The organism is Vibrio sp. 2130-1 (assembly GCF_033339515.1).
On sequence record NZ_JAWOUT010000005.1, the window covers coordinates 172,759 to 198,956 of the forward strand.

The 26,198-nt window shown below is 43.5% G+C and carries 20 protein-coding genes; 6 read left to right on the top strand and 14 right to left on the bottom strand.

What is annotated here, in order from left to right; translation table 11 throughout:
* Window positions 1-3,975 (top strand): Calx-beta domain-containing protein (locus tag R7Q09_RS09385; RefSeq protein ID WP_318143697.1); only part of this gene is annotated, 3,975 nt, incomplete at its 5' end.
* A gap of 70 nt (window positions 3,976-4,045) precedes the next feature.
* Here the strand turns inward: R7Q09_RS09385 and R7Q09_RS09390 are convergent.
* Window positions 4,046-5,239 carry a class I SAM-dependent methyltransferase gene (locus R7Q09_RS09390; protein WP_318070754.1) on the bottom strand — a complete coding sequence of 398 codons (1,194 nt, stop codon included), beginning with the start codon at window positions 5,237-5,239 and terminating at the stop codon, window positions 4,046-4,048.
* Window positions 5,240-5,400: 161 nt separating this feature from the next.
* Window positions 5,401-6,804 (bottom strand): methyl-accepting chemotaxis protein, encoded by a 1,404-nt coding sequence (locus tag R7Q09_RS09395; RefSeq protein ID WP_318070753.1) that lies wholly within the window; start codon window positions 6,802-6,804, stop codon window positions 5,401-5,403.
* A gap of 91 nt (window positions 6,805-6,895) precedes the next feature.
* Here R7Q09_RS09395 and yccX point away from each other — a divergent pair, with 91 nt between their 5' ends.
* Window positions 6,896-7,168, top strand: a complete 273-nt coding sequence (gene yccX, locus R7Q09_RS09400) for an acylphosphatase (RefSeq protein WP_017634611.1) — start codon at window positions 6,896-6,898, stop codon at window positions 7,166-7,168.
* Window positions 7,169-7,170: 2 nt separating this feature from the next.
* On the opposite strand, the gene R7Q09_RS09405 is transcribed toward yccX, so the two are convergent.
* Complete coding sequence (locus tag R7Q09_RS09405; RefSeq protein WP_005377396.1) at window positions 7,171-7,500, bottom strand: TusE/DsrC/DsvC family sulfur relay protein; 330 nt, start codon at window positions 7,498-7,500, stop codon at window positions 7,171-7,173.
* 908 nt (window positions 7,501-8,408) lie between these two features.
* Between R7Q09_RS09405 and R7Q09_RS09410 the strand changes: the two genes are divergently transcribed.
* On the top strand, window positions 8,409-8,783 hold the full coding sequence (locus R7Q09_RS09410) for a chromosome partitioning protein ParB (RefSeq protein ID WP_318070752.1): 375 nt from the start codon (window positions 8,409-8,411) through the stop codon (window positions 8,781-8,783).
* A gap of 76 nt (window positions 8,784-8,859) precedes the next feature.
* Here the strand turns inward: R7Q09_RS09410 and R7Q09_RS09415 are convergent, their stop codons facing one another.
* From R7Q09_RS09415 to R7Q09_RS09435, 5 genes are all read right to left on the bottom strand, one after another.
* Entirely contained in the window at window positions 8,860-9,528 is a 669-nt protein-coding gene (locus R7Q09_RS09415) for a Bax inhibitor-1/YccA family protein (RefSeq protein WP_017634610.1), read from the bottom strand.
* 249 nt (window positions 9,529-9,777) lie between these two features.
* Window positions 9,778-10,527: an amino acid ABC transporter ATP-binding protein gene (locus R7Q09_RS09420; RefSeq protein WP_005377400.1), complete on the bottom strand. Its 750-nt coding sequence runs from the start codon at window positions 10,525-10,527 to the stop codon at window positions 9,778-9,780.
* Between the two features lie 23 nt (window positions 10,528-10,550).
* Complete coding sequence (locus R7Q09_RS09425) at window positions 10,551-11,648, bottom strand: amino acid ABC transporter permease (RefSeq protein WP_005389988.1); 1,098 nt, start codon at window positions 11,646-11,648, stop codon at window positions 10,551-10,553.
* Window position 11,649: 1 nt separating this feature from the next.
* Window positions 11,650-12,855, bottom strand: a complete 1,206-nt coding sequence (locus tag R7Q09_RS09430; RefSeq protein WP_005377402.1) for an amino acid ABC transporter permease — start codon at window positions 12,853-12,855, stop codon at window positions 11,650-11,652.
* A gap of 217 nt (window positions 12,856-13,072) precedes the next feature.
* Window positions 13,073-14,101: an amino acid ABC transporter substrate-binding protein gene (locus tag R7Q09_RS09435; protein WP_005377403.1), complete on the bottom strand. Its 1,029-nt coding sequence runs from the start codon at window positions 14,099-14,101 to the stop codon at window positions 13,073-13,075.
* A 460-nt stretch (window positions 14,102-14,561) separates the two neighbouring features.
* Here R7Q09_RS09435 and R7Q09_RS09440 point away from each other — a divergent pair, with 460 nt between their 5' ends.
* Entirely contained in the window at window positions 14,562-15,482 is a 921-nt protein-coding gene (locus tag R7Q09_RS09440) for a bifunctional precorrin-2 dehydrogenase/sirohydrochlorin ferrochelatase (RefSeq protein ID WP_258641781.1), read from the top strand.
* A gap of 101 nt (window positions 15,483-15,583) precedes the next feature.
* Here R7Q09_RS09440 and R7Q09_RS09445 read toward each other — a convergent pair whose 3' ends face one another.
* Both R7Q09_RS09445 and R7Q09_RS09450 read right to left on the bottom strand, forming a co-directional pair.
* Window positions 15,584-16,066 (bottom strand): YajQ family cyclic di-GMP-binding protein, encoded by a 483-nt coding sequence (locus R7Q09_RS09445; RefSeq protein WP_005377415.1) that lies wholly within the window; start codon window positions 16,064-16,066, stop codon window positions 15,584-15,586.
* 21 nt (window positions 16,067-16,087) lie between these two features.
* A complete protein-coding gene (locus R7Q09_RS09450; RefSeq protein WP_005390197.1) occupies window positions 16,088-17,146 on the bottom strand; it encodes a 3-deoxy-7-phosphoheptulonate synthase in 1,059 nt (352 codons plus the stop codon).
* A 372-nt stretch (window positions 17,147-17,518) separates the two neighbouring features.
* Between R7Q09_RS09450 and R7Q09_RS09455 the strand changes: the two genes are divergently transcribed.
* On the top strand, window positions 17,519-18,016 hold the full coding sequence (locus R7Q09_RS09455) for a DUF4442 domain-containing protein (protein ID WP_005377418.1): 498 nt from the start codon (window positions 17,519-17,521) through the stop codon (window positions 18,014-18,016).
* A 33-nt stretch (window positions 18,017-18,049) separates the two neighbouring features.
* Here the strand turns inward: R7Q09_RS09455 and R7Q09_RS09460 are convergent, their stop codons facing one another.
* The gene (locus R7Q09_RS09460; protein ID WP_005377421.1) at window positions 18,050-19,402 is read right to left on the bottom strand and encodes a hypothetical protein; all 1,353 of its coding nucleotides are present in this window, start codon (window positions 19,400-19,402) and stop codon (window positions 18,050-18,052) included.
* 192 nt (window positions 19,403-19,594) lie between these two features.
* On the opposite strand from R7Q09_RS09460, the gene R7Q09_RS09465 reads away from it, so the two are divergent.
* Window positions 19,595-20,428 (top strand): S1 RNA-binding domain-containing protein, encoded by an 834-nt coding sequence (locus R7Q09_RS09465; RefSeq protein WP_017633794.1) that lies wholly within the window; start codon window positions 19,595-19,597, stop codon window positions 20,426-20,428.
* 283 nt (window positions 20,429-20,711) lie between these two features.
* Here R7Q09_RS09465 and rsmF read toward each other — a convergent pair whose 3' ends face one another.
* The 3 genes from rsmF to R7Q09_RS09480 all read right to left on the bottom strand — a co-directional run bounded on the left by rsmF (window position 20,712) and on the right by R7Q09_RS09480 (window position 26,190).
* Window positions 20,712-22,148: a 16S rRNA (cytosine(1407)-C(5))-methyltransferase RsmF gene (gene rsmF / locus R7Q09_RS09470; RefSeq protein WP_151514807.1), complete on the bottom strand. Its 1,437-nt coding sequence runs from the start codon at window positions 22,146-22,148 to the stop codon at window positions 20,712-20,714.
* Between the two features lie 150 nt (window positions 22,149-22,298).
* The gene (locus R7Q09_RS09475; protein ID WP_151514806.1) at window positions 22,299-24,947 is read right to left on the bottom strand and encodes a PqiB family protein; all 2,649 of its coding nucleotides are present in this window, start codon (window positions 24,945-24,947) and stop codon (window positions 22,299-22,301) included.
* Complete coding sequence (locus R7Q09_RS09480) at window positions 24,940-26,190, bottom strand: paraquat-inducible protein A (protein ID WP_005377429.1); 1,251 nt, start codon at window positions 26,188-26,190, stop codon at window positions 24,940-24,942. Before R7Q09_RS09480 ends, R7Q09_RS09475 begins: the two co-directional genes overlap by 8 nt.
* Window positions 26,191-26,198: the final 8 nt, after the last annotated feature.

The window sequence follows — 26,198 nt, forward strand, 5'->3', positions numbered from 1 at the left end:
GAAGTTGGAGATTTGGGCACCTTAGAATACAGCACGGGAAGTGGTTGGGTTGCAGTGCCAAACGATGGCGTGGTGACCGTGCCAGCAGGGCAAACCGAGTTTGATGTACGCATTGCTTCTATTGATGATGCCGTTTATGAAGGTCCTGAAGATTTCAGTGTGACAGTAACTGGCATTGGCGCGGTGCAAGGCAGCGATACGGGTACGGCGACGATAGTGGATGATGGCAGCGGCCCTGGACCCGATCCGGATGATGACCGTCCGAGCGTGACTATTACCGATGCTGGCATTATTAATGAAGGTGATACGGCGAACTTCACAGTCACCTTATCGAACGCGTCTGAAGCGGAAACGCAAGTGGAGTTGGGTCTTAATCTCGGCGATACCGAAGCCGGTGACTTAGGTACCTTAGAATACAACACCGGAAGCGGTTGGGTTGCAGTACCAAATGATGGCGTGGTGACCGTGCCAGCCGAGCAAACCGAATTTGATGTGCGTATCGCTTCCATTGATGACACCGTTTATGAAGGCCCTGAAGACTTCAGTGTGACCGTGACTGGCATTGGGGCGGTACAAGGCAGCGATACGGGTACAGCAACGATAGTGGACGATGGCAGTGGCCCTGGACCCGATCCGGATGATGACCGTCCGGTTGTTGCGGCAATTAGTGATACAACCGTAAACGAAGGTGAGTCTGCTACGTTGGTTGTCACTTTGAGTAACCTAAGCACTACGGATACTCTCGTTAATCTGACACTTAATGATGGCACAGCAGAGGGAGGGGTAGATTACACCAAATCGTCTGTTACTGTTACCTATGCAGATAGTTCATCAGACGTTATCCCTGTGAACCCTGATGGTACATTTAATGTGTCCGTACCAGCTGGTGATATGACCTTTGACGTTGTGATAAGTACCACCGACGATGAGCTGTTCGAAAGCGATGAAAATTTCACATTAATTGGACAGACCGAGATACAAACAACTCCGGTTATAGGCACGGTAACGATTCTTGATAACGATACAGTCAGCGTTGCCTCTATTTCTAGTGAAGTGGTTAATGAAGGTGAACCTATCATTTTTGATGTTACTTTAAGTAACCCTAGTGATAGTGAAAGTTTGGTCAATATGGTGCTCGCTGATGGTAGCGCAGAGGGGGGCATAGACTACATCAATACATCGGTTACAGTTACCTATGCGGATAACTCAACAGATGTCATTACTGTCAACGCAAACGGAACATTTGATGTTTCAGTTCCCGCGAACGACGTCTCATTCAGCGTCACAGTCAATACTAATGATGATGACCTATTCGAAGGCGCAGAGACTTTAACACTGTCGGGTAAAACTGCCACTCAAATTACATCTGCAATGGGTACAGGGACTCTTCTTGATGATGGTTCGGGGCCAGGACCTGATCCAGATGACGATCGCCCAACAGTGGCAGCGATTACCTCTACAACGGTAAACGAAGGTGATATTGCAACACTAGATGTAACGTTGAGTAATGAAAGCACCACCAACACCACTGTCAATATGATGCTGACTGACGGATCAGCAGAAGGCGGTGTGGATTACACCGATACTTCAGTAACAATTACTTATGAGAGTGGCGGCATAGAAGTCGTTACGGTAAATCCAGATGGCAGCTTTATTGTCGATGTGCCCGCAAATGATACGACTTATAGTGTTTCTGTAAGTACAACAGATGATGACTTATTCGAAGGACCTGAAACCTTTACGTTATCAGGTAACACTGATAACCAAGTTGGTTCTGTGATTGGTACCGGTACTATTGTTGATGATGGTAGTGGCCCAGGACCAGATCCTGATGATGACCGCCCGACTGTAGCAGCGATTACGGATGCCATAGTTAGTGAAGGTGAGCTGGCAACGCTTGAAGTCACTTTAAGCAATGCAAGTACCACAAACACCGTTGTTAATATGACATTAGCAAATGGGACAGCTGAAGGAGGTTCGGATTATACAAATACGACAGTAACCGTTACCTACGCTGATAGTAGTACCGACGTTATTTCAGTGAACCCAGATGGTACGTTTGATGTCATTGTACCAGCGTTAGACACAACATTTAGCGTTACTATGGTGACGTTAAACGATGATATTTATGAGGGTGATGAGAACTTTACATTATCCGGTGCCACTACTGTGCAAACAACTGCTGCTGTCGGTACCGTAACGATTAACGATAATGCAGACATACCAACTGTCACTGAAATTACGGATATTCAAGTGGTGGAAGGTAACGATGCGAAATTTAACGTTACACTGAGTAATGCAAGTGCGGTTGCGATTATGGTTAGTATGTCTCTCTTAGACGGAACCGCTGTCGCTGGAGATGATTTTAACGCTACGAGTGTGACCATTACTTATGCTGATAACACGACGGAAGTTATTGCGGTAAACCCTGATGGAACGTTTGATGTCTCCGTACCTGCGAGTGATACTAACTTTAGTGTTACGGTAAACACTGTTGAAGACCAGATTTATGAATCTTCAGAAAACTTTGTTTTAACTGGTTCGATTCAAGGGCAATCACCTGCAGCGTCAGGCCTTGGTACGATTATTGATGATGACAATACACCTCCGACAGTAGAAGACTTTGGCATTTCGGTTGACCTTAGTGTGGGAGGAGACGCTTTAATTGACTTTGCACCACATGCGCAAGACTTTGAAGATGACTTTGATCTTCAAGATGATAAAGAAACGAGCATCTGTGTCACGACGCTTCCAGACTATGGCTATCTCTATTACTTGGATGATCAGAACAATGAAGTCATATTGGACATTGGTGATGTGATTCCAGAAACTACGGAAGTCAGATATGCACTAACGGAAGACTTCTTTGATGAGCAAAGCTTTGATTCCCAAGATTTACTCGATGAATTTTCTAAAGACTTCATTGCCGATTCAGTCGATGTTAACGGTTTAAGTTTCTTTGGAGGAACCATTGATGGTAATGGTGACTTTGTCAATAATGCTCAAATCAAGGTCGACTTTGCCGCTCAGCAGGTAGGTTTAGTTGTAGTGTCACCGGGCGAAACTGGCCAAGGGGATGAAATTAGTACGAGTGAGTTCATTGCCATTGAATTAGATGAAGGGCTTGAAGCTAAAGAAGCAAGGTTAAACCTAGCAAGCTTGAATGATAGGTTTAACAGTGGCGGCGCTTGGATTCAAGCATACTTTTATATGGGCGATACTCTTGTTGATATACAAACCATACACACCAGTGACATCGTATTTACTGGTAATCAAGAAGGTTACGCTGACGTATCGCTAAGTAATGGCAGTTTTGATGAGATTCGCTTGTTCCCTGAAACAGACAGTTCAAGTGATAAAGCCAGCTTTACTCTAGTTGGTACTCAGATTACAAGTTTTAATAATGTAAACGACTCGTTTGATTACAAAGCGATTGACTCAGATGGTTTAGAAAGCGATACCACTGCAACCGTTGATATTGATTTTAACAATGTCTCTTTTGAAACAGTGACCGCTTTCGGTACACAGACTGCTTCGTTACAGCAAGAGCCTAATATCATCATGGGAACAGACCAAGATGATGTTCTTGTAGGCACCGATGGTAATGATATTCTAATTGGTGGTCTAGGTAATGATATTTTGACTGGTGGCGGAGGTGATGACATCTTCAAGTGGACAGAGATGCAATCCGCAACTGACACCGTGACGGATTTCAGTGACGGGGATCAGCTCGATTTTACCGATGTATTTGATGATATGAGTGGTACTGATATTTCCACATTACTTGATGATCTCGGCTCTGGCGATTATCACGGAAGCGTGGATGATATCACGGTGGCGGTGACTGAAAGTGGAGGTAACTCAACTCTGACCATCAATAAAGATGGACAACAGTTGGAGGTTAATTTTGACGGAGCTTCTGCTTCTGATATCGCCAATAGTTTGATTTCTAATCTTGAACAATTACGAGAGTAAATGATTCAAAATGAAAAACGGAGCGAAAGCTCCGTTTTTCATTTAGTAATGCAGTAAGTTCAGGCAATAATTAAAGCACTTTACATGCAAAACCTTTTAAGTAGAAACCTTCTGGATATGCTGTATCGGTTGGGTGGTCAGCGGCTTGTTCAAAACGCTCCACAAACTTTACTTGGCGGTTAGCGTCTACGGCTGCATCAGCGATGATTTTCTGGAACAGAACTTGATCCATCAAGCCAGAGCAAGAGTAGGTCAGTAGCGTGCCGCCCGGTTTTAGAATTTGCATTGCTAGCATGTTGATGTCTTTGTAACCACGACATGCGCCGTTTAGTTGTGCTTTGCTCTCTGCGAACTTCGGTGGGTCCATGATCACAACATCGAACTGAGTTCCTTGATCACGATACTCACGAAGCAGCTTAAACACGTCTGCATTTAGGAACACGGCACGCTTCTTCGAAATATCAAACTCGTTTAGTTCTGCGTTGAATTTTGCGGTATCTAAAGCAGGTTGTGACACGTCAGCGTTAATCACACGCTTTGCATCACCTTTTAGAGAGTAAAGTCCGAAGCCACCAGTGTAAGAGAAGCAGTTAAGAACTTCTTTGCCTTTCATATATTTCATCGCTTGCTGGCGACTGTCACGCTGGTCTAGGTAGAAGCCTGTTTTATGTCCACCTACAATGTCGACACTGATTTTTACGCCGTTTTCTTCGATGACGACAGATTTTGGAGGCACTTCACCGTGCAATACGCCAGTGGTCTCTTTCAAACCTTCTTTCTTACGAACGGCCACGTCAGAGCGCTCGTACACATTACAATCAGGGAAGCACTCAACCAGAGCGTCAACAATAGCCTGCTTATTGTGTTCTGCGCCAGCACTGAGAAGTTGGCACACAAAGAAATTTTGGTAACGGTCGATCGTAACGCCTGGTAAGCCGTCAGACTCTGCTGCGATAAGGCGATAACCCGTAAGGCCATCACGTTCGATAATGTCTTCACGAAGAAGTTGTGCGTCTTTAAGTCGTCTAACGAAAAACGCGGTGTCGATTTCTTCTTTATCAAAACTCCAAATACGAGCACGAATTTGTGAAGCTGGCGAATATGCCGCCTTAGCTAGCCATTTACCGTCGTGAGTGAATACATCAACCGTTTCGCCAAGAGCAGGTTCGCCCTCAACTTTGTTGATGCCTCGAGAGAAGATCCAAGGGTGCTTGCGCTTGACCGATTTCTCACGACCTTTAACCAAATAGATAGCAGCTGTCATTTCATTAGCTCTTGTTGAATTTTGAAAGGGGCGTATTGTCCGGGATGTGGATGGTAAAAGCAATATCCCTCGGCAATCCAGTACATTGTAGTGACTTTTAAATACAAAAAAGGTCACTAAAGTGACCCTTTTATTTGAATTTGCTGTAACAGATTCCGTTGCTATGCTTTAAGTCCAGTAAGTAGTGCTTCCATTGTGTCGCTTTGCTTACGCAGTTGATAAACGTTTTGTGAAGTCGTGCTTATCATATTGCACACGTTATCTGCTTGAACTCGAATTTCTTCAACGCTTGAGGCGATATTGTCCGCGACTACACCTTGCTCTTCAGCTGCTGTTGCAATTTGAATGCTACTGTCGGAGATAGTTTGATTTTTATCTGCCAAAGAGCCGATTTCGTGATTCACTTCCGTCATGAGGTTTTGTCCCTCATTTGCATTATTAACTGTAACTTCCATCAGCTTAGTAAGTGATTGGCTGTTACGCTGTAACGACTCAATCATCGTTTGGATTTCAACTGTCGCTTGCTGAGTGCGTCCCGCAAGAGCGCGAACCTCATCCGCAACGACCGCAAATCCACGACCTTGTTCTCCAGCACGTGCAGCTTCAATAGCCGCGTTCAGAGCAAGTAGGTTGGTTTGCTCGGAGATCCCATTGATTGTTGTCACTACTTCATCAATTTGTGCTGCATTGGCATCTAACTCGGCAACGGCTTGAGACGCAGATTGAATCTCATTAGAGAGGTTCGAAATCGAGTGAAGCGTATTCTCAACTTTCACTTGTCCAGACTGAGCCACGTTTCGCGCATCATCGGTTTGCGTGCTTGAATCGTGAGCTAGTGTCGCGACTTCTCGAATCGTTGATGCCATTTGTTCCGTTGCACTCGCAAGAGAGTTGAGGTGTTCCTGCTGAGTCGCTGAAATATCTGAACTGTGATGAATCGATTGATTCAGGTCTGAGCTAATTTGTTGCATTAACGCCACAGACTCTTGAATCGACAGCACCATTTGTTGCTCTCGTTCTGCAACTTTGTCTATCGTAATAGCAATTTCACTAAACTCGTCGCGAACAGGGAAGAAGTTCATTCTCGCAGTTAAGTCGCCACCCGCAAGGGTGTTTAATGCTTTGTTCATCGTGAACATCGCGCCGCCAATAAACGTCATGATGTAGTAAACGCCAAGAGCGAGAATAAACAAGCTCACACAGATAATGCTTACTTGAGTCGTTGATAGGGCAGCCCATAAAGAAAGTTCATGGTTCGCAACCAAACTGTACGTACCATTTAAAACAGACACGGATTGCGAACCAGAGCCAATAGAAACGGTTTCTGAACCAGCGATGAGGCTTGCTACTTGAGATTGAGAAAGGTTGCCTGCCTCTATCAGACCTTTCATAAGCATGAGCTCTTCTTGGTACATACTTGAGATCAGTGTATTAGCCGCGCTATTAAGGACGAGAGTGAGAATGACTAAAGCAAGAAGAGGGAGAGCGAAGAGCAAATAGAACTTTTCTTGAATCTTTAAGTGAATGAGATACTTATCAATCCAGCGGAATGGAATTTCTTTCATAATTATAATAACCGTGCAAAAAAACCACTATCCTTAGTGGGGTGAATAGACGAAAAGAATATATCACTCAGTAAAAAGAAGCGGTACAAAGATGAACGTAAAGTGTGAGAGATTTATAGTAAAAGGTCACGTTCAAGGCGTCGGCTTTCGTTACCATACTTCCCATCAAGGATTGAAGCTAGGGTTAACAGGTTATGCGAAGAACCTAAACAATGGTGATGTTGAAGTGATGGCGTGTGGAACAGACGCGCAAATAGTTGCGTTTTCGGAATGGTTACAAGAAGGACCGCGAACGGCAACAGTAGAGCATGTGATGCAGGAGCCTGCGTCGTATAAGCCGTTACGCGGTTTTAAAATTTTATGAATCTACAAGCATTTAGCTGGCTTTGGTAGGCCGGCTAATTTGGTTGCTTGTTTGGCTGGTCCCTTTTTAAACAGCTTGAATAGATACTTACTGTTACCTTTTTCCGGGCCGTGCGCTTTTTCCATCGCTTTCACAAGCATACGCACTGCAGGGGAGGTATTAAACTCTTCATAAAAGTCTCGCACAAAATGCACAACTTCCAAATGAGCATCCGTAAGCTCGATGTCTTCTTCTTTTGCTAAAAGCTCAATCATACCTTCTTCCCATTGAGTATGATCCAATAAGTAGCCTTGAGCATCCGTTTCAATTTCTTTGCCGTTGTAAACGAACATAACGTTTTATCCGTTAAGTAAACATGGATGTTTATAGATTAGCGACAGCCGAGAATGTTCTCAACAAAAGAATCTCGAAGTCGTATCGAGCGAATCAAAAGCGTACAAAGTAGTGGCCTATAACTGAATACTCTTAAATTATATTTTAAGCATAAATTTGTTTTTTTATTCGTGTTGTTAGAAAATTTTCGGGGTTGATATCGGTGTTTTTGCATTGTTATGCAATTCGCCTGGTGTGATTGATTTGTCAGTTATATTTATTGTTTTAGATAAGTCGATCACAACGAATATAAACTAGTTTTAAATCAAAAGAATAAATTGAAAAAAATCGTTATGTTCACCCATGCTTAACAACAACACGGAGCAATTCAGGAGTGTATGGAGTGGTTGAATCTTTTCGTTTCCATTGGATGGGCGGTACTGCAAGCATGCTTTAGCATTTTCTCTTTTCTATGTCTGACGGGATTTGTAAAACATAATCCTATAAAACCGAAGTATGCTTGGTTGCAGTACATCTATGGGCCGTTACTTTTTTTGACTTGGGGAGTCATGTTAGTGACACCGATGATGTCGGCCTACATATTTTTTAGCGTAGCTGGTAAATCAGTAGTCTGGTTGCCCGCGCTCAAGATGTTCGGTTATTGGTGGGTTGCGTTTGGAGTATTTTGCTTCTTGTCATCAGTCGATGAGCGATTGCGAAGTCGCGGTTTGAATTAAGACAAGTTATACCCTGAAATCAGTTTACAAACTGAGAGAGGTGATTATAAAGCGCTCATACAAGCGATATAGCGATTGTTTGAGAATTAATAGCTTAAACGTTGTGTTTGTTTTCATAGACCGATATTCTCATTGGATTAATGAAAGCCTGTATTCAGGTTAGAAACAACAATGATGACAAGGAGTTAGTCATGTCGAAACAACGTTACATTGAGATTAATGACAATGTAAAATCCACTTGGTCCATCGAGCGAATTTGGCAACTTGCAGAATCCTTACCTGTAGAAGAAATTGCGATTGATGATATAAAAGGCCCAAATGAAGTGACTTGGTTTAGTCATGAAGGGCCACAGCCAACCTGCCGTGAAATTGCAAAACATTGCCAACGAATCAACAATGCTGATTTGTCGTATCCGGTAATCTTAACCAGTGACTATCGTGTTTTTGACGGTATGCACCGAATCGCCAAGCAAATTATGTTGGGGGAAAACACGATTAAAGTGAGACGCTTTAGAGAAAATCCAGAAGCTGACGAAGTTATCGAGTTGTCAGTAGATCAGGCGTAATACACTGAATTGCAGACAAAGAAAAAGCCCGAAGGAATTACCTTCGGGCTTTTTTATTCTACTTAACGAGAAACGATTAATCGTCGTTCATGATGCCTAGAATGCTTAGTAGACTAGTGAACAAGTTAAGGATGTTTAGGTACATCGAAATTGTTGCACTGATGTAGTTTGTCTCTTCACCACGAACGATACGACTTGTATCGAATAGGATGAAACCAGAGAACACGAGTGCAGAAACACTGCTGATTACTAGGTGAGCCATTGTTGAACCAACGAAGATGTTAATCAGCGCTGCAACGATCACAATGATCAAACCTGCCATCAGGAAGTTGCGCATGAAAGAGAAATCTTTCTTGCTTGAAATGGTGTAAGCCGATAGGCCAAGGAACACCATACCAGTCAAACCTAGAGCTTGAGCAATGATAGTAGGACCGTTTGGAATTGATGCGTAGTAGTTAAGCATTGGACCTAAAGCACCACCCATTAGAGTCGTGAAAACGAATGTCCAAACGATACCAGATGATGAGTTGATTGCCTTTGGCATAACAAAGAACAAAATACCAATCGCTGCAACCTGCATCACAATTGCCATGATTGGTGAAATTTGCATTGCCATAGTCGCGACTGCTGCGATAGCACTGGTCATCAGTGTCATCGACAGTAGGAAGTAAGTGTTTTTCAGTACTTTGTTAGTTTCTAGTGTATTAGGAACACTTGTTGAACGAGTAAACATTGGACTGTTCATAATTATCCTCAATAAGGGAGTTTACTATTGGTACATTTATGGGGCTGAAAGTTCAAAAAATCAAGCCCTTTTCATGCATATCCTAGATAAAATGATAATGGAAATAAGATGTTATGTATTTGGCAACTTGTAACACAATATTACTGCCTAGCATAGCTATGTTGATTCTCACACGGATTTTTGAATTTAGTAACAAAAAGCACTGGCTTCATAGAAACCAGTGCTTTTTTATGTCGATTCGGCTAAATCTTAGTGGTGTAAGATTTGCGCTAGGAAGTTTTGGGTCCTATCCGATTGAGGATTTTCGAAGAAATCAACAGGGTTGTTTTCTTCGATGATCTCTCCTGCGTCCATGAATATCACGCGATCGGCAACTTCTTTAGCAAAGCCCATTTCATGTGTCACACAAAGCATAGTCATGCCTTCCTCGGCGAGTTCGACCATTACATCCAGTACTTCGCGAACCATTTCCGGGTCGAGTGCAGATGTTGGCTCATCAAAAAGCATGACTTTAGGGTTCATACACAAAGAGCGAGCAATCGCCACGCGTTGTTGCTGACCACCAGACAGCTGACCGGGATACTTCTCCGCTTGGTCTGGAATTTTAACACGTTCCAGATATTTCATCGCAACTGCTTCTGCCTCATCTTTTGGCATCTTCTTCACCCAGATAGGCGCGAGCGTACAGTTTTCCAGTACGGTTAAATGAGGGAAGAGATTAAAGTGTTGAAAGCACATGCCCACTTCTCGGCGTACTGCTTCAATGTTCTTTAAGTCTTCAGTTAATTCCGTACCAGAGACGTAAATGCTGCCTGCTTGGTGCTCTTCAAGACGGTTAATACAGCGAATCATCGTTGATTTTCCCGACCCTGATGGACCACAGATAACGATTTTCTCGCCGCGCTTAACGTCGAGGTTAATATTTTTTAGTACGTGAAACTCACCATACCATTTATTCATGTCCTTCAATTGGATCATGTAATCTTGTTGTTGCGTCATAATACGTCCTTGATCTTGATGAGTTATCGTTTGTGACCGGTATGAAGTTTGTTTTCAAGCCATATCGAATAGCGTGACATGCCAAAACAAAATACCCAAAACACTAACGCGACAAATACATAACTTTCTGTAGCAAAGCCTAACCATTCAGGGTCGGTGTTTGCTGCTTGCCCTATACCGAGTACGTCAAACATACCAATGATGAGTACCAAACTGGTGTCTTTAAACAAACCGATGAAGGTGTTCACGATAGAAGGAATAGTAATCTTTAGCGCCTGTGGCAAGATAATCAGCCCAGTCTTTTTCCAGTAACTTAACCCAAGCGCATCAGCGGCTTCATATTGACCTTTCGGAATGGCTTGTAGACCACCGCGTACCACTTCTGCCATGTAAGCGGAGGCAAACATAACCACACCGATAAGGGCGCGAATCAGTTTATCTGTCTCTGAACCTTCAGACATAAACAATGGAAGCATAACCGAAGCCATGAACAAAACCGTAATCAGCGGAACACCACGCCAAACTTCAATGTAGACGGTACAAATGCTGCGAATGATCGGCATCTCTGAACGTCTACCAAGCGCAAGCACCACACCAATTGGCAGTGAAACTACGATACCAACTAACGCAATAATGAGCGTAACGAGTAATCCACCCCATTTGTGTGTATCGACCACTTCTAGTCCAAAGACACCCCCGTATAACAGCCCAGCGATGATGAATGGGTAGATGTTTACGAAGAAAAGCCAAATCCACATCCTTTTCGGTGTCTTCTCATAAGCGAGTAAAACAGTAAATATGGCCAATGTGATATAGAAAAGGCGAGGGCGCCATAGTTCGGACTCTGGATAAAAACCATACATGAACTGCTCCCAGCGCACGCTGATAAATACCCAGCAAGCACCATCTCGGCTACAGTCGTCACGCGTTGAGCCAATCCAGTCTGCGTTAATAAACGCCCAATCCACGATATACCATATTGCAGTTACGACAATATACGCAAGAATGACAGTAACAATGGAATTGATAGGGCCATTAAATAGATTTTTCCGCATCCAACCAACGAAGCCTACAGTATTGGCGGGTGGTGGGAGATCCGGTTGAAATTGATGAGTACTCATATTATCTCTCCACCAGCGCGACTTTACGGTTATACAAGTTCATTAATGCAGACGTAATCAGACTTAATGTCAAGTACACGCCCATCGTCATCGCAATGATCTCAATCGCTTGTCCCGTTTGGTTCAAGGTAGTACCAGCAAACACAGAGACAAGATCTGGATAACCAATCGCCATCGCTAACGATGAGTTTTTGGTGAGGTTGAGATATTGACTGGTTAAAGGTGGAATAATAATTCGTAACGCTTGAGGAATGACAACAAGCTTTAAAGTTTTCGAGCGTGGTAAGCCTAGCGACATCGCTGCTTCGGTTTGACCATGGCTAACCGCATTAATACCAGAGCGCACAATCTCAGCAATGAAAGAAGCTGTATAAACACTCAATGCCAAAAGTAGCGCAGCCAATTCAGGAATAATGCTAATACCACCTCGGAAGTTAAACCCTTTTAGTTCAGGATAATTCAGTGAAATTGGCATACCAGCAAGGAAGTACACAACCAATGGAAGGCCAACAACTAAACCCAAAACTATTCTTCCCATTGGGGTTTGTTGCCCAGTGAGACGTTGCTTATTATTCGCCCATACATTAATTAACAAGCTTGCGATTACCCCGAAGATTAACGCGGCAATAACGTAGCTACTGCCAGGTTCCATAGTCGGTGCAGGGAAATATAAGCCACGAACGTTCAGGAAAATAGCTTCACCAAGACTTAAGCTTTGGCGTGGTGAGGGTAATGCTTGAAGAACAGCGAAATACCAGAAGAATATTTGCAGAAGAAGGGGGATATTTCGGAAAGTTTCGATATAAACTGCCGCTAAACGACTAACTAACCAGTTAGAAGAAAGGCGGGCAACCCCCATGGTAAAGCCAATCACAGTAGCCAGAATAATACCTAATACGGAGACTAACGCCGTATTAAGAAGGCCGATGATAAATGTTCTACCGTAAGAGTACGTTTCATCGTATTCAATTAATGTTAACCCAATACCAAACCCGGCTTCTTGATTCAGAAAACCGAAGCCCGTTGCAATACCACGAGCATCTAAGTTATTGAGAGCGTTGTTTACAATCGTGTAAAAGAAAAATACCAGTGCAGCAATGGCAATGATCTGGAAAATAGCAGAACGAAAGGCAGGATTATAAATCAGGCTCTTGCTTCCGCTTGGTTTGGACATCGTACTTGGCGATGCATCTTGTGTCGGTTTCATACAGCGATAACCTCAAACCTTAGTTATAGATATCGGCCTGTATAAAGAAGTTTCGTCCTTGCTGGCTAAAGAATAACGCTCCATGTCTGGTGACGTACGAACCTTTAAAGCCGTTCCACCAAGCGAGCGCTTTTCGCCATCCAATGAGCGATCCTTACTCATACAGTGAGATATAATCAAGAAAAAGGGCGGCATGAACCGCCCTGATTAACTCTTTCTATCGGATTGGTGGCGCGTACATAAAGCCGCCTGCATTCCATAGCGCATTAACGCCACGAGAGATTTCTAACGGCGAACCAGTACCGACTGTACGTTCGAAGCTTTCACCATAGTTACCAACTTGTTTGATAACCTGGTAGCCCCAATCGTCGCGGATACCCAACCCTTTGCCTTTAGGGCCATCAACACCAAGGATACGTTTGATGTTTGGATCTGTTGACTTCAGCATTTCATCCGCATTCTTCGAACTAATACCGTATTCTTCAGCGTTAATCATCGCAGACAATGTCCACTTAGCGATGTTAAACCATTGATCATCGCCTTGACGAACGACTGGACCTAGTGGCTCTTTAGAGATGATTTCTGGAAGAACGGCCGCAGAGGACGGATCTTTCAAATTCAAACGCAGTGCATAAAGGCCAGATTGGTCAGTTGTTAATACGTCACAGCGTCCCGCATCAAAACCTTTCGAAGTTTGCGCCGCTGTGTCGAATACCACAGGTTTGTACGCCATGCCTTGGTTGCGGAAATAATCTGCAAGGTTTAGCTCGGTTGTTGTACCTGATTGAACACATACCGACGCACCATCAAGCTCTTTAGCACTTGATATACCAAGTTCCTTCTTCACCATAAAACCTTGACCGTCGTAGTAGTTCACACCTACGAAGTTTAGGCCCAGTGCAGTGTCACGGTGGAGAGTCCAGGTCGTGTTACGGGAAAGCACATCAATCTCACCAGATTGAAGCGCAGTGAAACGTTCTTTTGCGGTTAGGGGTACATATTTAACTTTCGTTTTATCCCCAAGAACGGCTGCAGCCAGTGCTTGGCAATATTCTACGTCGATACCTTCCCATTCGCCTTTTGAGTTAGGGTTAGAGAAACCAGGTAGACCGGTACTTACGCCACAAGTAAGAAAACCTTGTTTTGTGACTTTGTCCAGAGTAGTGTCTGCTGCTTGAGCTGATGTTGCCATCATCGCAGTAGAAGCCGCTACGACGGAAGCAAGAACTGTGAGTTTATTTGCCATTTGTATCCTTCCTGTATGATCCATGTTTAATCAGGAGTGACCTGAAATAACGTGTCCAATTCGTTAGAGTTATCGTCCTACGTGATTGATTTTCGAAGAAACGGCATTCGATAGATCAACCAGTTATAAGCGTAGGAAAGGATCTGTTAATTCTCAAATATATAATTTAAATGAAGTTTTGAGAGAACTTACAAAGTGCCTTGAGATTTAGAATGACGAAATGTTAATTGTTTGTAAATAGTGCAATTCATGGACAATTTGGTGCATCAGAACAATCAATAGAAGAGTGAACAATACAAAAGAATAAAAAGTTGTTATTAAAACTGTCATTAGCTGAGCAAGGTGAAGTTCAGTAAAAATTCAAACAAAAATTATTTGTGATACCGAAACAGGGTGATGAGCTTGCCCCATTTTTGGTAGCATGGTCTACAACAGCTAATTAGAGTAATCATGGATTGAAATGCGATATTTTCCTCTGTTCTTAGATTTAATTAATAAACCCGTTCTCGTCGTGGGTGGCGGTGAGGTGGCAAGCCGAAAGGTGGAAGCGTTGCTAAAGGCTGGGGCGGATGTGACTATCGTTTCTCCGACGTTGGTTGATTTTCTGTCTAAGCTTGCTTCTGAGCATCAACTGCGCTGGGTACAACGTTTCTATTCGAGTGACATTGTCACTAAAAACTTTGTTCAAGTGTGGGCGACGACAGACAATCCTGAGCTAAATCACCAAGTGTACAAAGATGCCAAAGAGCTAGGCATCTTGGTTAACGTTGTGGATGATAAGCCTTATTGTGATTTCATCACGCCGTCAATGATTAATCGTGGCCGCATCCAAATCGCTATCTCTAGTGGTGGAGCTTCGCCAGTTTTAATTCGAAACATCCGTGAAAAGCTTGAATCGATACTGCCACAAAACATGGGGTTGATGGCGGATTTTGCTAACTCAAAGCGAAACTCAATTAAAGAGGCGCTGCCTAGTGTCGATTTACGCCGCAAGTTTTGGGAGCAATTCTTCTCGAATCCCGAGGTGGAAAACGCGCGAGATAATCGTGAGTTAGAAGCAATTTACCAAGCGACCATGGCAACACCTTTAGATGAAAAGGGAAGTTGTACTTGGGTTCATGTTGGGAAAGATGTTGAGATGTTGCCAATAAAAGCCGTACGCTATATGCAACAAGCGGAGCTGGCTCTGTACTCAACTCGATGTGAAGCGAATGTGTTAGAACTAATACGAAGAGATGCAGAAAGAGAAGATTTCTCGAGCGCAGCTGAGCTTTCGGATATGCTGGCCAAGGCTAAAGCTGAAAAGCTTCGAATTTGCGTGTTCATACCACAAGGAACGAGCGAATTCGTATTGCTGCAAGGGCAGGACTTAGTTATCTAGCAATGCCAAATGCTAAAGTGGATACGTAGTTCGTTACACTAAAGCCAATAAAAAACGCCAGCGGATTATGCGCTGGCGTTTTTATTTACTTCTCAGATTGATTAATCACGGAAGTTGTTAAACTGGAATGGGATACCCATCTCTGCTTCACGAATCGCTGCCATTGTCGCTTGCAGGTCGTCGCGTTTCTTACCAGTAACACGTACTTTGTCGCCTTGAATAGAAGCTTGTACTTTTAACTTTGCGTCTTTGATAAGTTTCACTACTTTTTTCGCCGTTGGAGTATCAATACCTTGGCGGAAAAGCAGAGTTTGGTGCCAGTTTTTACCAGTAACGTCTGGGTCTTGTGCATCCATTGCGTTCGCGTCAATGTTACGCTTCGCTAAGTGGCCGCGTAAAATGTCGCGCATTTGCTTAAGTTGGAAGTCACCTTCCGCAGACATTTTTACGTTTTCTTCTACTAGCTCAAAGCTCGCATTTACGTTGCGGAAATCGAAACGAGTAGACAATTCACGGTTAGCGTTATCAACGGCGTTACGTAGTTCAACCGTATCGATTTCAGAAACAATATCAAACGATGGCATGAAGATTCCTTGATTATTTTGTTATAGGGACTTTCGGGACTTAACAGCGCTTGCCAGCATATCTAGCATTGTAGCAGTATCTTCCCAACCTAGGCATGGATCTGTAATAGACTGACCATACGTTAGGTTATTGATGTCAGTCATTGGCTGATTGCCTTCAAGAATAAAGCTTTCAGCCATGATACCCGCAATACGAGTGCTGCCTGACTTAATTTGGTTACAAATGTCCTGAGCTACGTCGATTTGTTTTCTGTGTTGCTTCTGACAGTTTGCATGGCTGAAATCCACAACCAAACGTTGTGGCAATCCAAACTCAGCTAAAGCATCACATGCTTGTTTGACTGATGCTTCATCAAAGTTAGGGCCTTTTTCTCCACCGCGCAGAATAATATGACCATAAGGGTTACCACTTGTGCGGTAAACCGTCATTCGGCCGTTCTTATCTGGCGAGTAGAAGTAATGCGATGCTTTCGATGCGCGAATTGCATCAATTGCAATTTTTACGTTGCCATTTGTGCCATTTTTGAAACCAACTGGGCAAGATAGTGCCGACGCCATTTCACGGTGAATTTGTGATTCTGTTGTGCGAGCACCAATCGCGCCCCAAGTGATCAAATCCGCGATGTATTGGCCAGTGATCATATCAAGAAACTCAGTAGCAGTCGCAAGACCAAGCTTGTTGATATCCAGTAGTAGTTTACGAGCTTTATGAAGACCAGCTTCAAGTGCGTAAGAACCATCTAGGTTAGGGTCCGTAATCAAACCTTTCCAACCAACTACTGTACGAGGCTTTTCAAAGTAAGTACGCATCACGATAAACAGTTCGTCTTTGTACTTGTCTTGGATTTCACTCAGGCGAGTGGCGTAATCAATGGCAGCTTCAGTGTCGTGAACAGAACACGGACCTACAATCGCAAGAAGGCGATCGTCTTCACCCGATAAAATGTTTTCAATCTGACGACGAGATTGAGCGATACGGTCTGCAACGTCATCCGTAATAGGATGTACACTACCTAGCTCTGCTGGGGTAGGCATTGGACCCAAAGGCTGGGTTCTCAATTCATCTGTTTTTATAGGCATGTTATAGCTTTATTCTCTATTGCGAAGGGGTAAAGATAACGGAATTACAGGCAGGAATAAACCGTTTCACGGGAATCTTCGCCAGGAAATACCGAATTGTATACAAAGGTGTAGGTATTCATTTAAATGACTTATGTATAAATGACAAAACTTGATCATTAAATCAATATATATACATTTGAATTTATAACCATTTTATCTATCTCGCTGTAAGGTAATCTAAGTAACTGCGATAAACTTCATACCTTACGGGTGACGCCGTCACTTTGTGAGGGTTAAATAACTCGTGAGATCGAGCTTTTGTTAACATTTCTTTGACATCTATTTCTTTCGTTGATTAACTGGTCTGACTAGATTGGTAAGGAGACCAAAATGTTATCAGCTCTACGTCGTGCGAATTTGTATCTAAATCTGTTTGGCTTTTCGAAAGTGCCGCTGATTTGGCTTTGCCACCCTAAAATCATTGCGATAGATAGCAAGCATGTTGAGGTTCGTATCCCATTGCGCAGAAGAACGAAGAACCACCTGAATAGCATGTATTTCGGCGCTTTAGCCGTTGGCGCTGATGTTGCTGGTGGTTTTCTTGCTATGAGTAAAGCGCAAGAAAAGGGAGAAGCGATCTCGCTAGCATTTAAAGGTGTGAAAGCCGAGTTTTTAAAGCGCCCGGAAGCCGATGTGCACTTTGTTTGTAACGATGGTCATGTCATTGATGAGATGCTCGAGCACACCTTGGCAACAGGTGAACGAGTAAATCGTGACGTAAAAATTGTCGCGCTGTGTCCTAACTTACATGGTGACGAGCCAATGGCTGAATTCTCGCTTACTCTTTCGATAAAAAAAGCAGCCCAACAAAGAAAAGAGGCTGCCTAGTGGTTTGTGGCTCGTTTGTTTAAAGGCGTTGGCTTAATTGAGTTCAATCTTCTCGATAGAGACGATTTTGGAGCGATTTAAGACCACTTTCCAGCGGTAATAAACAGGCTCATCGGTGTGGTTGTCCTCTTTGACAATCACATTGAGCAAATGACGTTTCTCTACTGACTCTTTGGTTACTTGACCTTCATTTAAACGGTAAACTCGGTTTGAGCTTTTATCCATCAAGCGGATGATAGGGCGCAAACTGATGTTCAATGTTTCTCTCGTTTGTTCGTAACCACTCAAGAAAAGAGAGGTCGCCATTTCGGTTTTCTCGTGATAATGAAGAATCTGCTCTTCACGTTGAACGACGCGTTTTTTACGTATTCTTTGAATCTTATCCGGCAAGCTACTTAAGGTACGATAATCGAGCCACTCCAATTTTTTGCCAACCACTTTTTTCGTCGTTGGATCAACGTACTTCTTACGCCATTTTGGTTTGCCTTTACGGATCCATCGCCACATGGCATCGCGTAAATCATCTTTAAAGATTTCTCGTAAAGCGTAAATAAAAGACATCGCGATAATGAATGAGGCAGAAATTTCCCCCAGATAATCGCGAGCGAGAATCACGGTCGAGGTCACGACAACCATCACTAAACCGGTTGCAATACCTTTGATAGCGCGCTTAATGTTGTTACCCATCGATATGGTTTCTTCACGAAGTACGATAGGGTGTTCAATCAATCGCCTTAGCAAGCGCATTTTGTTAGATAGGCGAGTAACGTCTTCAACGACTCTTGATGAGTTGTATTTGTTGAGTTTACGATGGGCTTGCTCTTTCTCACATAGCGTGATCAGGCGCTTCTTGATCGTGCCATAGTCGCCTTCACGTGGGAGATGAGCCACCAGTGACAGGAACTTTTGCTCGGTATACCAAGACAGATAGTTATCGATGTTAACGTAGTAGCGTTTTAAGTTCTCTTCATAAGGAATAGAACGCCGCAAGCGCTTTAAGATCTCAAGCGTGAGCTCGATAACTTCGTCCACTTCATCTTCCGTTACCGAGTTGTTCTCATGCTTGTTTAAACTTGCTACCGCTTTGTCTAGCGCGATAACGTATTGGTAAGCGAACAAACTCAAACTTACTCGGTATTGCTGATTCGACAGGCGTCCACGTTTGGCAAGTCGACTGTGTACTAGCGGAAGAAGGATTTCAGTACTGTAATAAGATCGTTGCTGTGTGATTGAGGTGTAATAAAATTCGGATTCACTGATGATATCGGCGTTTAAACCAAGCTCACCAGGTATAAAAAAGTAAATATCTAGGTCGACACTTTTGCTCTTTGCGAGTGCATGACTGATTTTTAATGTTATTGAGTCTTGTTTATCGACGGTGACCAAAGAAAGCTCCTGACTTTGCTAAAGCATTCTTAACTTATGCGTTCCGTTGAGCAGGTAAGTATAAGAGTGCTAAAAGAGTGACTGGGGCATATAGCTGAACGACAACAGCATAACAGAGCACTATGCTTTTCTCTCTGATTTTCTTGTTAGTTTAGGTATAATTCCACGTAAATTTAAAAAGAGACAAAATCAATGATTAAAATTGGTCAAATTAACAGCTTAGAAGTCATTAAAAAGGCTGATTTTGGCGTATTTCTGGATGGCGATGATTACGGTTCTGTTCTACTACCTAGTAAGTATGTACCAGAGGGTACTGAAATTGGTGAGCATGTAGACGTATTTCTGTACTTCGATTCAGAAAGCCAACTTGCTGCGACCATTGAAAGACCAATTGCCCAAGTGGGTGAATGGGGTTTAATGAAGATTGAGGGTGTGAACGCGACAGGTGCTTTTGTAAATTGGGGCATCAAAGAAAAGGACTTACTGATTCCTTTTAGTGAGCAACGCACTCGCTTCTCTGCCGGACAAACCATTTTAGTGTATGTTTATACCGACAAAGCGTCAGGTCGCATTGTTGGTACGACTAAGTTCAATAAATGGTTAGATAAAACTCCAGCGAATTATGAAGTTAACGAACAAGTTGATTTGATCATCGCAGAGCGTAGTCAACTTGGTTATAAAGCTATCGTTAACGGTAAGCATTGGGGCATGATTTTCCCATCGGATGTTTTTGGTAAGCTTTACATCGGTAAAAAGCTGAAAGGCTTTATTAAGCACATTCGTGAAGATGGCAAAATCGACCTTGCTCTACAAAAAGTCGGTGTGGCGAAAATGGACGATCTTTCTAGTAAGATCCTTGACCTGCTAGAGAAGAAAGGCGGATTTTTGCCTTTGAATGACAAGTCGTCTCCTGAAGCGATTTTTGATGCTTTCCGCACAAGTAAAGGGACTTATAAAAAGACCATCGGTGGCTTATACAAGCAGGGTAAAATTGTCATTGAGAAAGACGGTATTCGTCTAGCGTAGTCCAAACTCACGTATAGCGGATCTACAGCCAAAAAAACGGCCCAAACTTTTCCTTTTTTTGGGCCTAGGGGAAACGACTCCGCAGAGCCTGCGCTAAACTTGTCCAACAATAATTTTGTTGGTTAACATAGAGAGAAATGCCACATCAAAGCATTACTTTGATACAACTAGTTTAGTACAGCGTGTCCGGATCGCTAGCGAGCCCACTTGCTTTCATACTTACGAATTAAAAAGCCATCGCAAATACGATGGCTTTTCATTTATTTATGGTTCGTTACGTCTTTTAAAATAAGTTCTTATCTCGTACTAATTCGCGAGGGAGGCCATTCTTTATTCGGTTGCTTACCCACTTGCCAAGGCCAATAACTGCGCCTTGATAGGTGACAAGCACTTCGCCTTTACCTGTTTTCATTCCCTCAGGAATGGTTTGTGGGCGAACATCACGCCCCATGTACCATTCGCGCGCTTCTTCAATACTGAGTTCAATGGCGTTGCTTTCAGAACCTGTCGCCAGGGCAGTCGCGACTTGGTGTTGCCAACGGTAGCCATTTTTATGGGCTTCCGCGATCTTTATACCCATACGGGAGAAGCGTAATTCGCCGATCATCGCTTCTAAAGCATTAGGGAACAGCCAGACATCTTTATCGCGAAGCCATACAGAACTGTCATTTGGAAGTTTAATACCTAACGCGCTTTGGAGTTGTTGAGCAATTTCTGTCGATTCTTTTTTTGAAGTTTTAGCAAAGGGGAATTTCCCCATGCGCTTTTTGACTTCTGGCGCCTCAACAGCAGCCAGTTTGCGAATTCTTGCAACAAAGAACCCTTCACAGTCGTAGACCTGCGGGAAAATATGCAAAAAGCCTTCTTCAGTTAGAGCTGCCTCTGCGTTTTCAAACAAGTTCTCAAGGCTTTCAAACTCTACAGCATCCCCAAAGGTTTCTTTCAAGTGATGACAAACTTGTTGGTTTTCTTCTGTACTGAGCGTACATGTTGAGTAAACCATCACACCACCGGGCTTTAATGCATGGAAGGCGCTTTCAATAAGATCTTTCTGCGTGTCAGCGATGTCGAGTACGGAAGCTTGCGTCCAGTTTTTCATCGCATCTTCGTCTTTGCGAACGGTGCCTTCTCCAGAGCAAGGCGCGTCGAGCAAAACCGCATCAAATTGTTCTGGTAGCCAACCGCCAAAAACGCGCCCATCGAAGTTACTTAGTGCGGCGTTACGTACCCCACAACGTTCTACATTAGCGTGCAGTACTTTTACACGACTTGCGGCGTATTCATTGGCCACAAGTACACCTTTGTTGTTCATTAAAGCTGCAATTTGAGTGGTTTTTGAGCCGGGAGCGGCTGCGGTGTCTAACACGGTATCGTAAGATTCATCATTCATAAACAGAGCAGATACCGGCATCATAGAACTGGCTTCTTGAATGTAGAATAAGCCAGACATGTGTTCTGCTGTGTTGCCTAATGGTACAACTGACTCATCCGCTTCAATCCAAAAACCTGTGTCACACCAAGGCACGGGAGAAAGCTTCCAGCCTTTTGCTTCTGCTCGTTCTAGAAACGCTTCAACACTGATCTTCAACGTATTAACTCGAATACTTTTGCGCAGTGGCTTTTGGCACGACGCGATAAAGTCTTCCATGTTGAGGTGAGCAGGAAGGATAGTTTGGATTTTTTCCAGAAACGCGTCTGGGATGTAAACATTAGGATGCAATGTGGGATCTCGTTTGCAGAATTTGTGGCAAATAATATACGAAAGCGAAGCAGAAACGAATAGTGACAAGGGCCGAGCAATAAAAAAGAGCAGCGATTGCTACTCTTTTAAAGTGATCAAACTTCAATTGTACGTGAATTGAGCTTTATTCTACGGCTTAGGAATCGCTGTACGCCATTGAGTCCAACCTTCTTCAGCTTGTGGATACAAAAAGAAAGATTGCCCACTCTTTGCCGCTGGTGGAATAGTCGATTGCTCTGGCGTTGAAAACGCAATTCCTCCGCGAACTAAACTATCAAAGGTTCCCGCTTTGATGTTAGCGCCGGTAAGCCCGATGGAAACATCTACTCCTGAAACATTCCAGAACACACTGTTTTGACGAACGAGGTAAGCATATTCAGGCTGTATTTTGATAGTTGTGACGATGCGATCAGCAAATTCTCCTAGGCTTACGTCGGTCACTTGGCCAACTTCCATCTGGCGGTAAAGAATAGGGGTACCGACTTGTACTGAGCCTCTTTGTTCACTTTGTAACGTAAACATGATTCCATGCACGCGTTCTGAACTATTTTCTAACTGAAAATCAAATTTGGCTTTACCTTTACCTGGTTCAACACTGATGGATTTCGACACCAACGCTCCGAGGTTTTTAACGCCACCTAAACCAATTTCTGGTTCAGTTAGCCAAAAATGTGAACCTTCAACCGCAATGTTTTCTACGTATTCAGGTAGGACCCTTGCAGTGACTTCAACCATGTTACGACGAAAATTCGGTACAACCAGAGTGATTTCACCAACTTTAACACCTTGATATTCAATCGGCATTCCTTTAGCAATCTCTTGCGAACCGTCGGTTTCTAAAGTAATGACGCGCCCAAACTTGCGAGCGGTTTTTTGATCAGAATACAGCTTCCAGTTTTCTCCGATTTTGTTTTCAACGCCTGGCACGGAGTCAAAAGCGATGCCACCTTCGATTAACGACTTCAAAGGGTGTGCTTTCACACTGACGCCAGCTAATGATGCATCTATCTCAATCCCTGAACGATTCCAAAAAACGGTTTTTGGCGTTACAAGATAAGCGAAGCGGTTTTCGATAGTAGCCTTAATTAGTACTCCGCCATCAACTAGTTGGAAATCGGAGACGTTACCAACTGGAAGATTACGATAGAGTAGAGGACTGCCTTTGGAAATCGGCGGCAATTCAGAAGCAAATAGTGTTAGCGCCCTAGAGCCACTTTGATTGTACTGCGCCAATTCAGCCAATGATTCATTTTGGAACAGTTGATACTCTTTTTGAATATCTTGCTTGCCTTCGCTCACAAAACTAATTGACCCCGTTAACAACTGCTTTGCTGGAGGAACGGTAACGCTGAGCCCCGATTCAGTTAACTCTGCTGATGCACTGCCGGTTACATAAAAACGATTGTTTGATTTGATCAGATGTTTATATTCATGGTCAATCAATACATCCATAAATACTTCGTGTTGTGATTTTTTATCTTCCTTAACTAGGCCCACTTTGATGATTGAACCAACAACGATGCCTTTATAAAGTACATTGGCACCGCTATCTAGGCCAAACGAATTGTCGGATACCAAACGAATCGCGATGGACTTTTCTTGCTGTTGGTTAAACACGTTTTTACGAATGGCAGTAAAGCGGCGAGAGCGTTCACCCGCGCCCGGCACGATCGTTAAGAAGTTTCCTCGCACTAAATTAGCAATGTTTTCAACACCAGAAAGGGACACCTTTGCTTCTTCTAAGACAAATCGAGTACCTGTCGTCAGCATGTCACTAAAAGCGGGTTGAATTGCCGCTGACGCCAATATCACTTCTCGGCCTTCGGAAAGGCTCAAGTCCGTAACTTGGCCAATTTCGATTCCGCGATACATAATTGGAGCGCCTTCTCCGCTGATCTTGCTGTCATCAGGTAGGACGATTTTAACCGCGATGCCTCGACCAGCAGTTTTCAAATCTTTATACAAACGGAACTCGGTGTTCTCTTCTACAGGTTCACCATCATCCGGAGAGTCGACGGCGATGGCGCCACCTAGTAAGGCACTCATGCTTTCTAGTCTTACATCGACACCTTCAAAACCGATGCTGGCACCAATTCCACTGACGTTCCAGAATCGACTGCGGTTGTTAATGATATGTCGGTATTGATCCTGAATGTTGGCTTGAATAGTGATAGATTTTGCATCTTCATCTAGCTGGTAACTGTACACTTCACCGATTGGGATTTTCTTATAAACAATTTGAGAGCCAACCGATACACCACCTAAATCACGGCTTTTGAGCTTAATATTCAAACCTTGAGAAACGCGTAAATCTGTTGGGGCAGAGTCTAACGCATGGAATGTTGTCTCAAACTCTTGACCATCTCCGGGTTGAATCGAGATGTAGTTACCTGAGACGAGCGCATCCAGTCCGGAAACTCCTGTTAGGCTAGCTGTTGGTTTTACTAACCAAAAGCGTGTTTTATCGTTCAGTAACTTTGCAGCTTCAGGATAGATATCAGCATCGACATAAATACTGCCGAGATCTTCGGTGAGGTTAATGTCTCTTACCATGCCGACTTCTAATCCTTGGTAACGGATAGTGGTTCGGCCGGCTACAAGACCAGCGGCATCAGAAAAATAGATTTGCACTCGTTGTCCTGCATCGTGTATCGACTTCACAACAAGCCAGCCAGCTAAGACCATGGTCAAAATTGGCAACAGCCAAAGAGGAGATATGCCTTTACTCCGCTTTACATCTGGTACGTATGACGTTTGAGAACTGTTCTGATCACTCATTCATTGACTCTTTTTCTGATTGTTTTGGGCTTGTTTGGTCCCAGATTAGCCTTGGATCAATACTTTCTGCTGCAAGCATGGTCAATACAACGACAACACCAAATGCTACCGCGCCATATCCTGGTGTGAAATCCAGTATCTGACCACGATCGACTAACGTCATCATGATAGAAATAACAAACAAATCCATCACAGACCATTTACCGATCCATTTAACAACAAAGTAAACCATCATTCGTTGTCTCTTAAACACCGAACGTTTGAATTGGATGCAAAGCATGATGTAGGCGAGCCCAAGTATTTTAATCACCGGGACAACGATACTGGCAACAAAAATGATCGCAGCGATTCCATACATGCCGCTTTTTACCAAACCAGCCACGCCTGAAAAAATAGTGTCCTCCAAACGCTTACCATTGGTAAGCAAGATGGAAATAGGGATCAGGTTAGCGGGGAAGATGGCGACCGTTGCTGCGATGAGGTAAGCCCATGTTTTCTGAATGGAGTTTGGCTTGCGATGATATAACTCGTGATGACAACGCTGGCAATGGTCACCTTCAGGCTGGGACAAGTGGCATTCATGGCAATGCACATCTTTATGCTCAAAAGCATATAAACTTTCTGGTTTCCAAGCTTCCCAATAACGACGCACGCTGATTCTTGAAACTAACAAAACGGTAAATATCTGCAAAAGAACCAGACCAATTAACCCTGGGCCGACGAAAATGTCGGAATAATCTTGGAGTTTAAAACAGGAAATGGCGATGCTAACTAAGAACACATCCAACATAACCCAATGCTTCAAATGTTGAATTAGCCACAGTGAGATACGAAGCCCACGGAACCATCGTTGATGTAAAGAAATATGCGCCGTTACCACTGAAACACAAACCGTCAGTGGCGCTAGAGAGCTACAAAATAGAATGAGCAATGAAAGAAGAACAAATCCTTCTTCCATCAATGTGATCATCCCTGAAGGCAGGGTTGCCGGAATCATCACACCAAAGAGTCGGATGCTAATAAAGTTAAAAAAGTGCGATGGAATAAATAGTAGGATACAGGTTATCGCGACGGCTAGATTACCAGAGAGGCTAGGGCTACCTCCGCGATATAATTGTGTACCACAACGAGGGCAGTGTGCATTTTTGCCATGGGGTAAGTCGACGATGTCGACAGGCAATTCACAACCTTGGCACAAACGTACGTTATTGGGTTGCATGGCGTGCTTAGACAGAGAGGTCATAACGACCT

What these genes read in the sequence shown, in the direction of transcription:
- R7Q09_RS09455 (WP_005377418.1), top strand. Translation starts at nt 17,519, where the DNA reads ATGTTATCAGCTCTACGTCGTGCGAATTTGTATCTAAATCTGTTTGGC.
- R7Q09_RS09445 (WP_005377415.1), bottom strand. Translation starts at nt 16,066, where the DNA reads ATGCCATCGTTTGATATTGTTTCTGAAATCGATACGGTTGAACTACGT.
- R7Q09_RS09390 (WP_318070754.1), bottom strand. Translation starts at nt 5,239, where the DNA reads ATGACAGCTGCTATCTATTTGGTTAAAGGTCGTGAGAAATCGGTCAAG.
- R7Q09_RS09430 (WP_005377402.1), bottom strand. Translation starts at nt 12,855, where the DNA reads ATGAAACCGACACAAGATGCATCGCCAAGTACGATGTCCAAACCAAGC.
- R7Q09_RS09405 (WP_005377396.1), bottom strand. Translation starts at nt 7,500, where the DNA reads ATGTTCGTTTACAACGGCAAAGAAATTGAAACGGATGCTCAAGGCTAC.
- R7Q09_RS09440 (WP_258641781.1), top strand. Translation starts at nt 14,562, where the DNA reads ATGCGATATTTTCCTCTGTTCTTAGATTTAATTAATAAACCCGTTCTC.
- R7Q09_RS09425 (WP_005389988.1), bottom strand. Translation starts at nt 11,648, where the DNA reads ATGAGTACTCATCAATTTCAACCGGATCTCCCACCACCCGCCAATACT.
- R7Q09_RS09475 (WP_151514806.1), bottom strand. Translation starts at nt 24,947, where the DNA reads ATGAGTGATCAGAACAGTTCTCAAACGTCATACGTACCAGATGTAAAG.
- R7Q09_RS09450 (WP_005390197.1), bottom strand. Translation starts at nt 17,146, where the DNA reads ATGCCTATAAAAACAGATGAATTGAGAACCCAGCCTTTGGGTCCAATG.
- R7Q09_RS09410 (WP_318070752.1), top strand. Translation starts at nt 8,409, where the DNA reads ATGTCGAAACAACGTTACATTGAGATTAATGACAATGTAAAATCCACT.
- R7Q09_RS09435 (WP_005377403.1), bottom strand. Translation starts at nt 14,101, where the DNA reads ATGGCAAATAAACTCACAGTTCTTGCTTCCGTCGTAGCGGCTTCTACT.
- R7Q09_RS09415 (WP_017634610.1), bottom strand. Translation starts at nt 9,528, where the DNA reads ATGAACAGTCCAATGTTTACTCGTTCAACAAGTGTTCCTAATACACTA.
- R7Q09_RS09420 (WP_005377400.1), bottom strand. Translation starts at nt 10,527, where the DNA reads ATGACGCAACAACAAGATTACATGATCCAATTGAAGGACATGAATAAA.
- R7Q09_RS09480 (WP_005377429.1), bottom strand. Translation starts at nt 26,190, where the DNA reads ATGACCTCTCTGTCTAAGCACGCCATGCAACCCAATAACGTACGTTTG.
- yccX (WP_017634611.1), top strand. Translation starts at nt 6,896, where the DNA reads ATGAACGTAAAGTGTGAGAGATTTATAGTAAAAGGTCACGTTCAAGGC.
- R7Q09_RS09465 (WP_017633794.1), top strand. Translation starts at nt 19,595, where the DNA reads ATGATTAAAATTGGTCAAATTAACAGCTTAGAAGTCATTAAAAAGGCT.
- R7Q09_RS09395 (WP_318070753.1), bottom strand. Translation starts at nt 6,804, where the DNA reads ATGAAAGAAATTCCATTCCGCTGGATTGATAAGTATCTCATTCACTTA.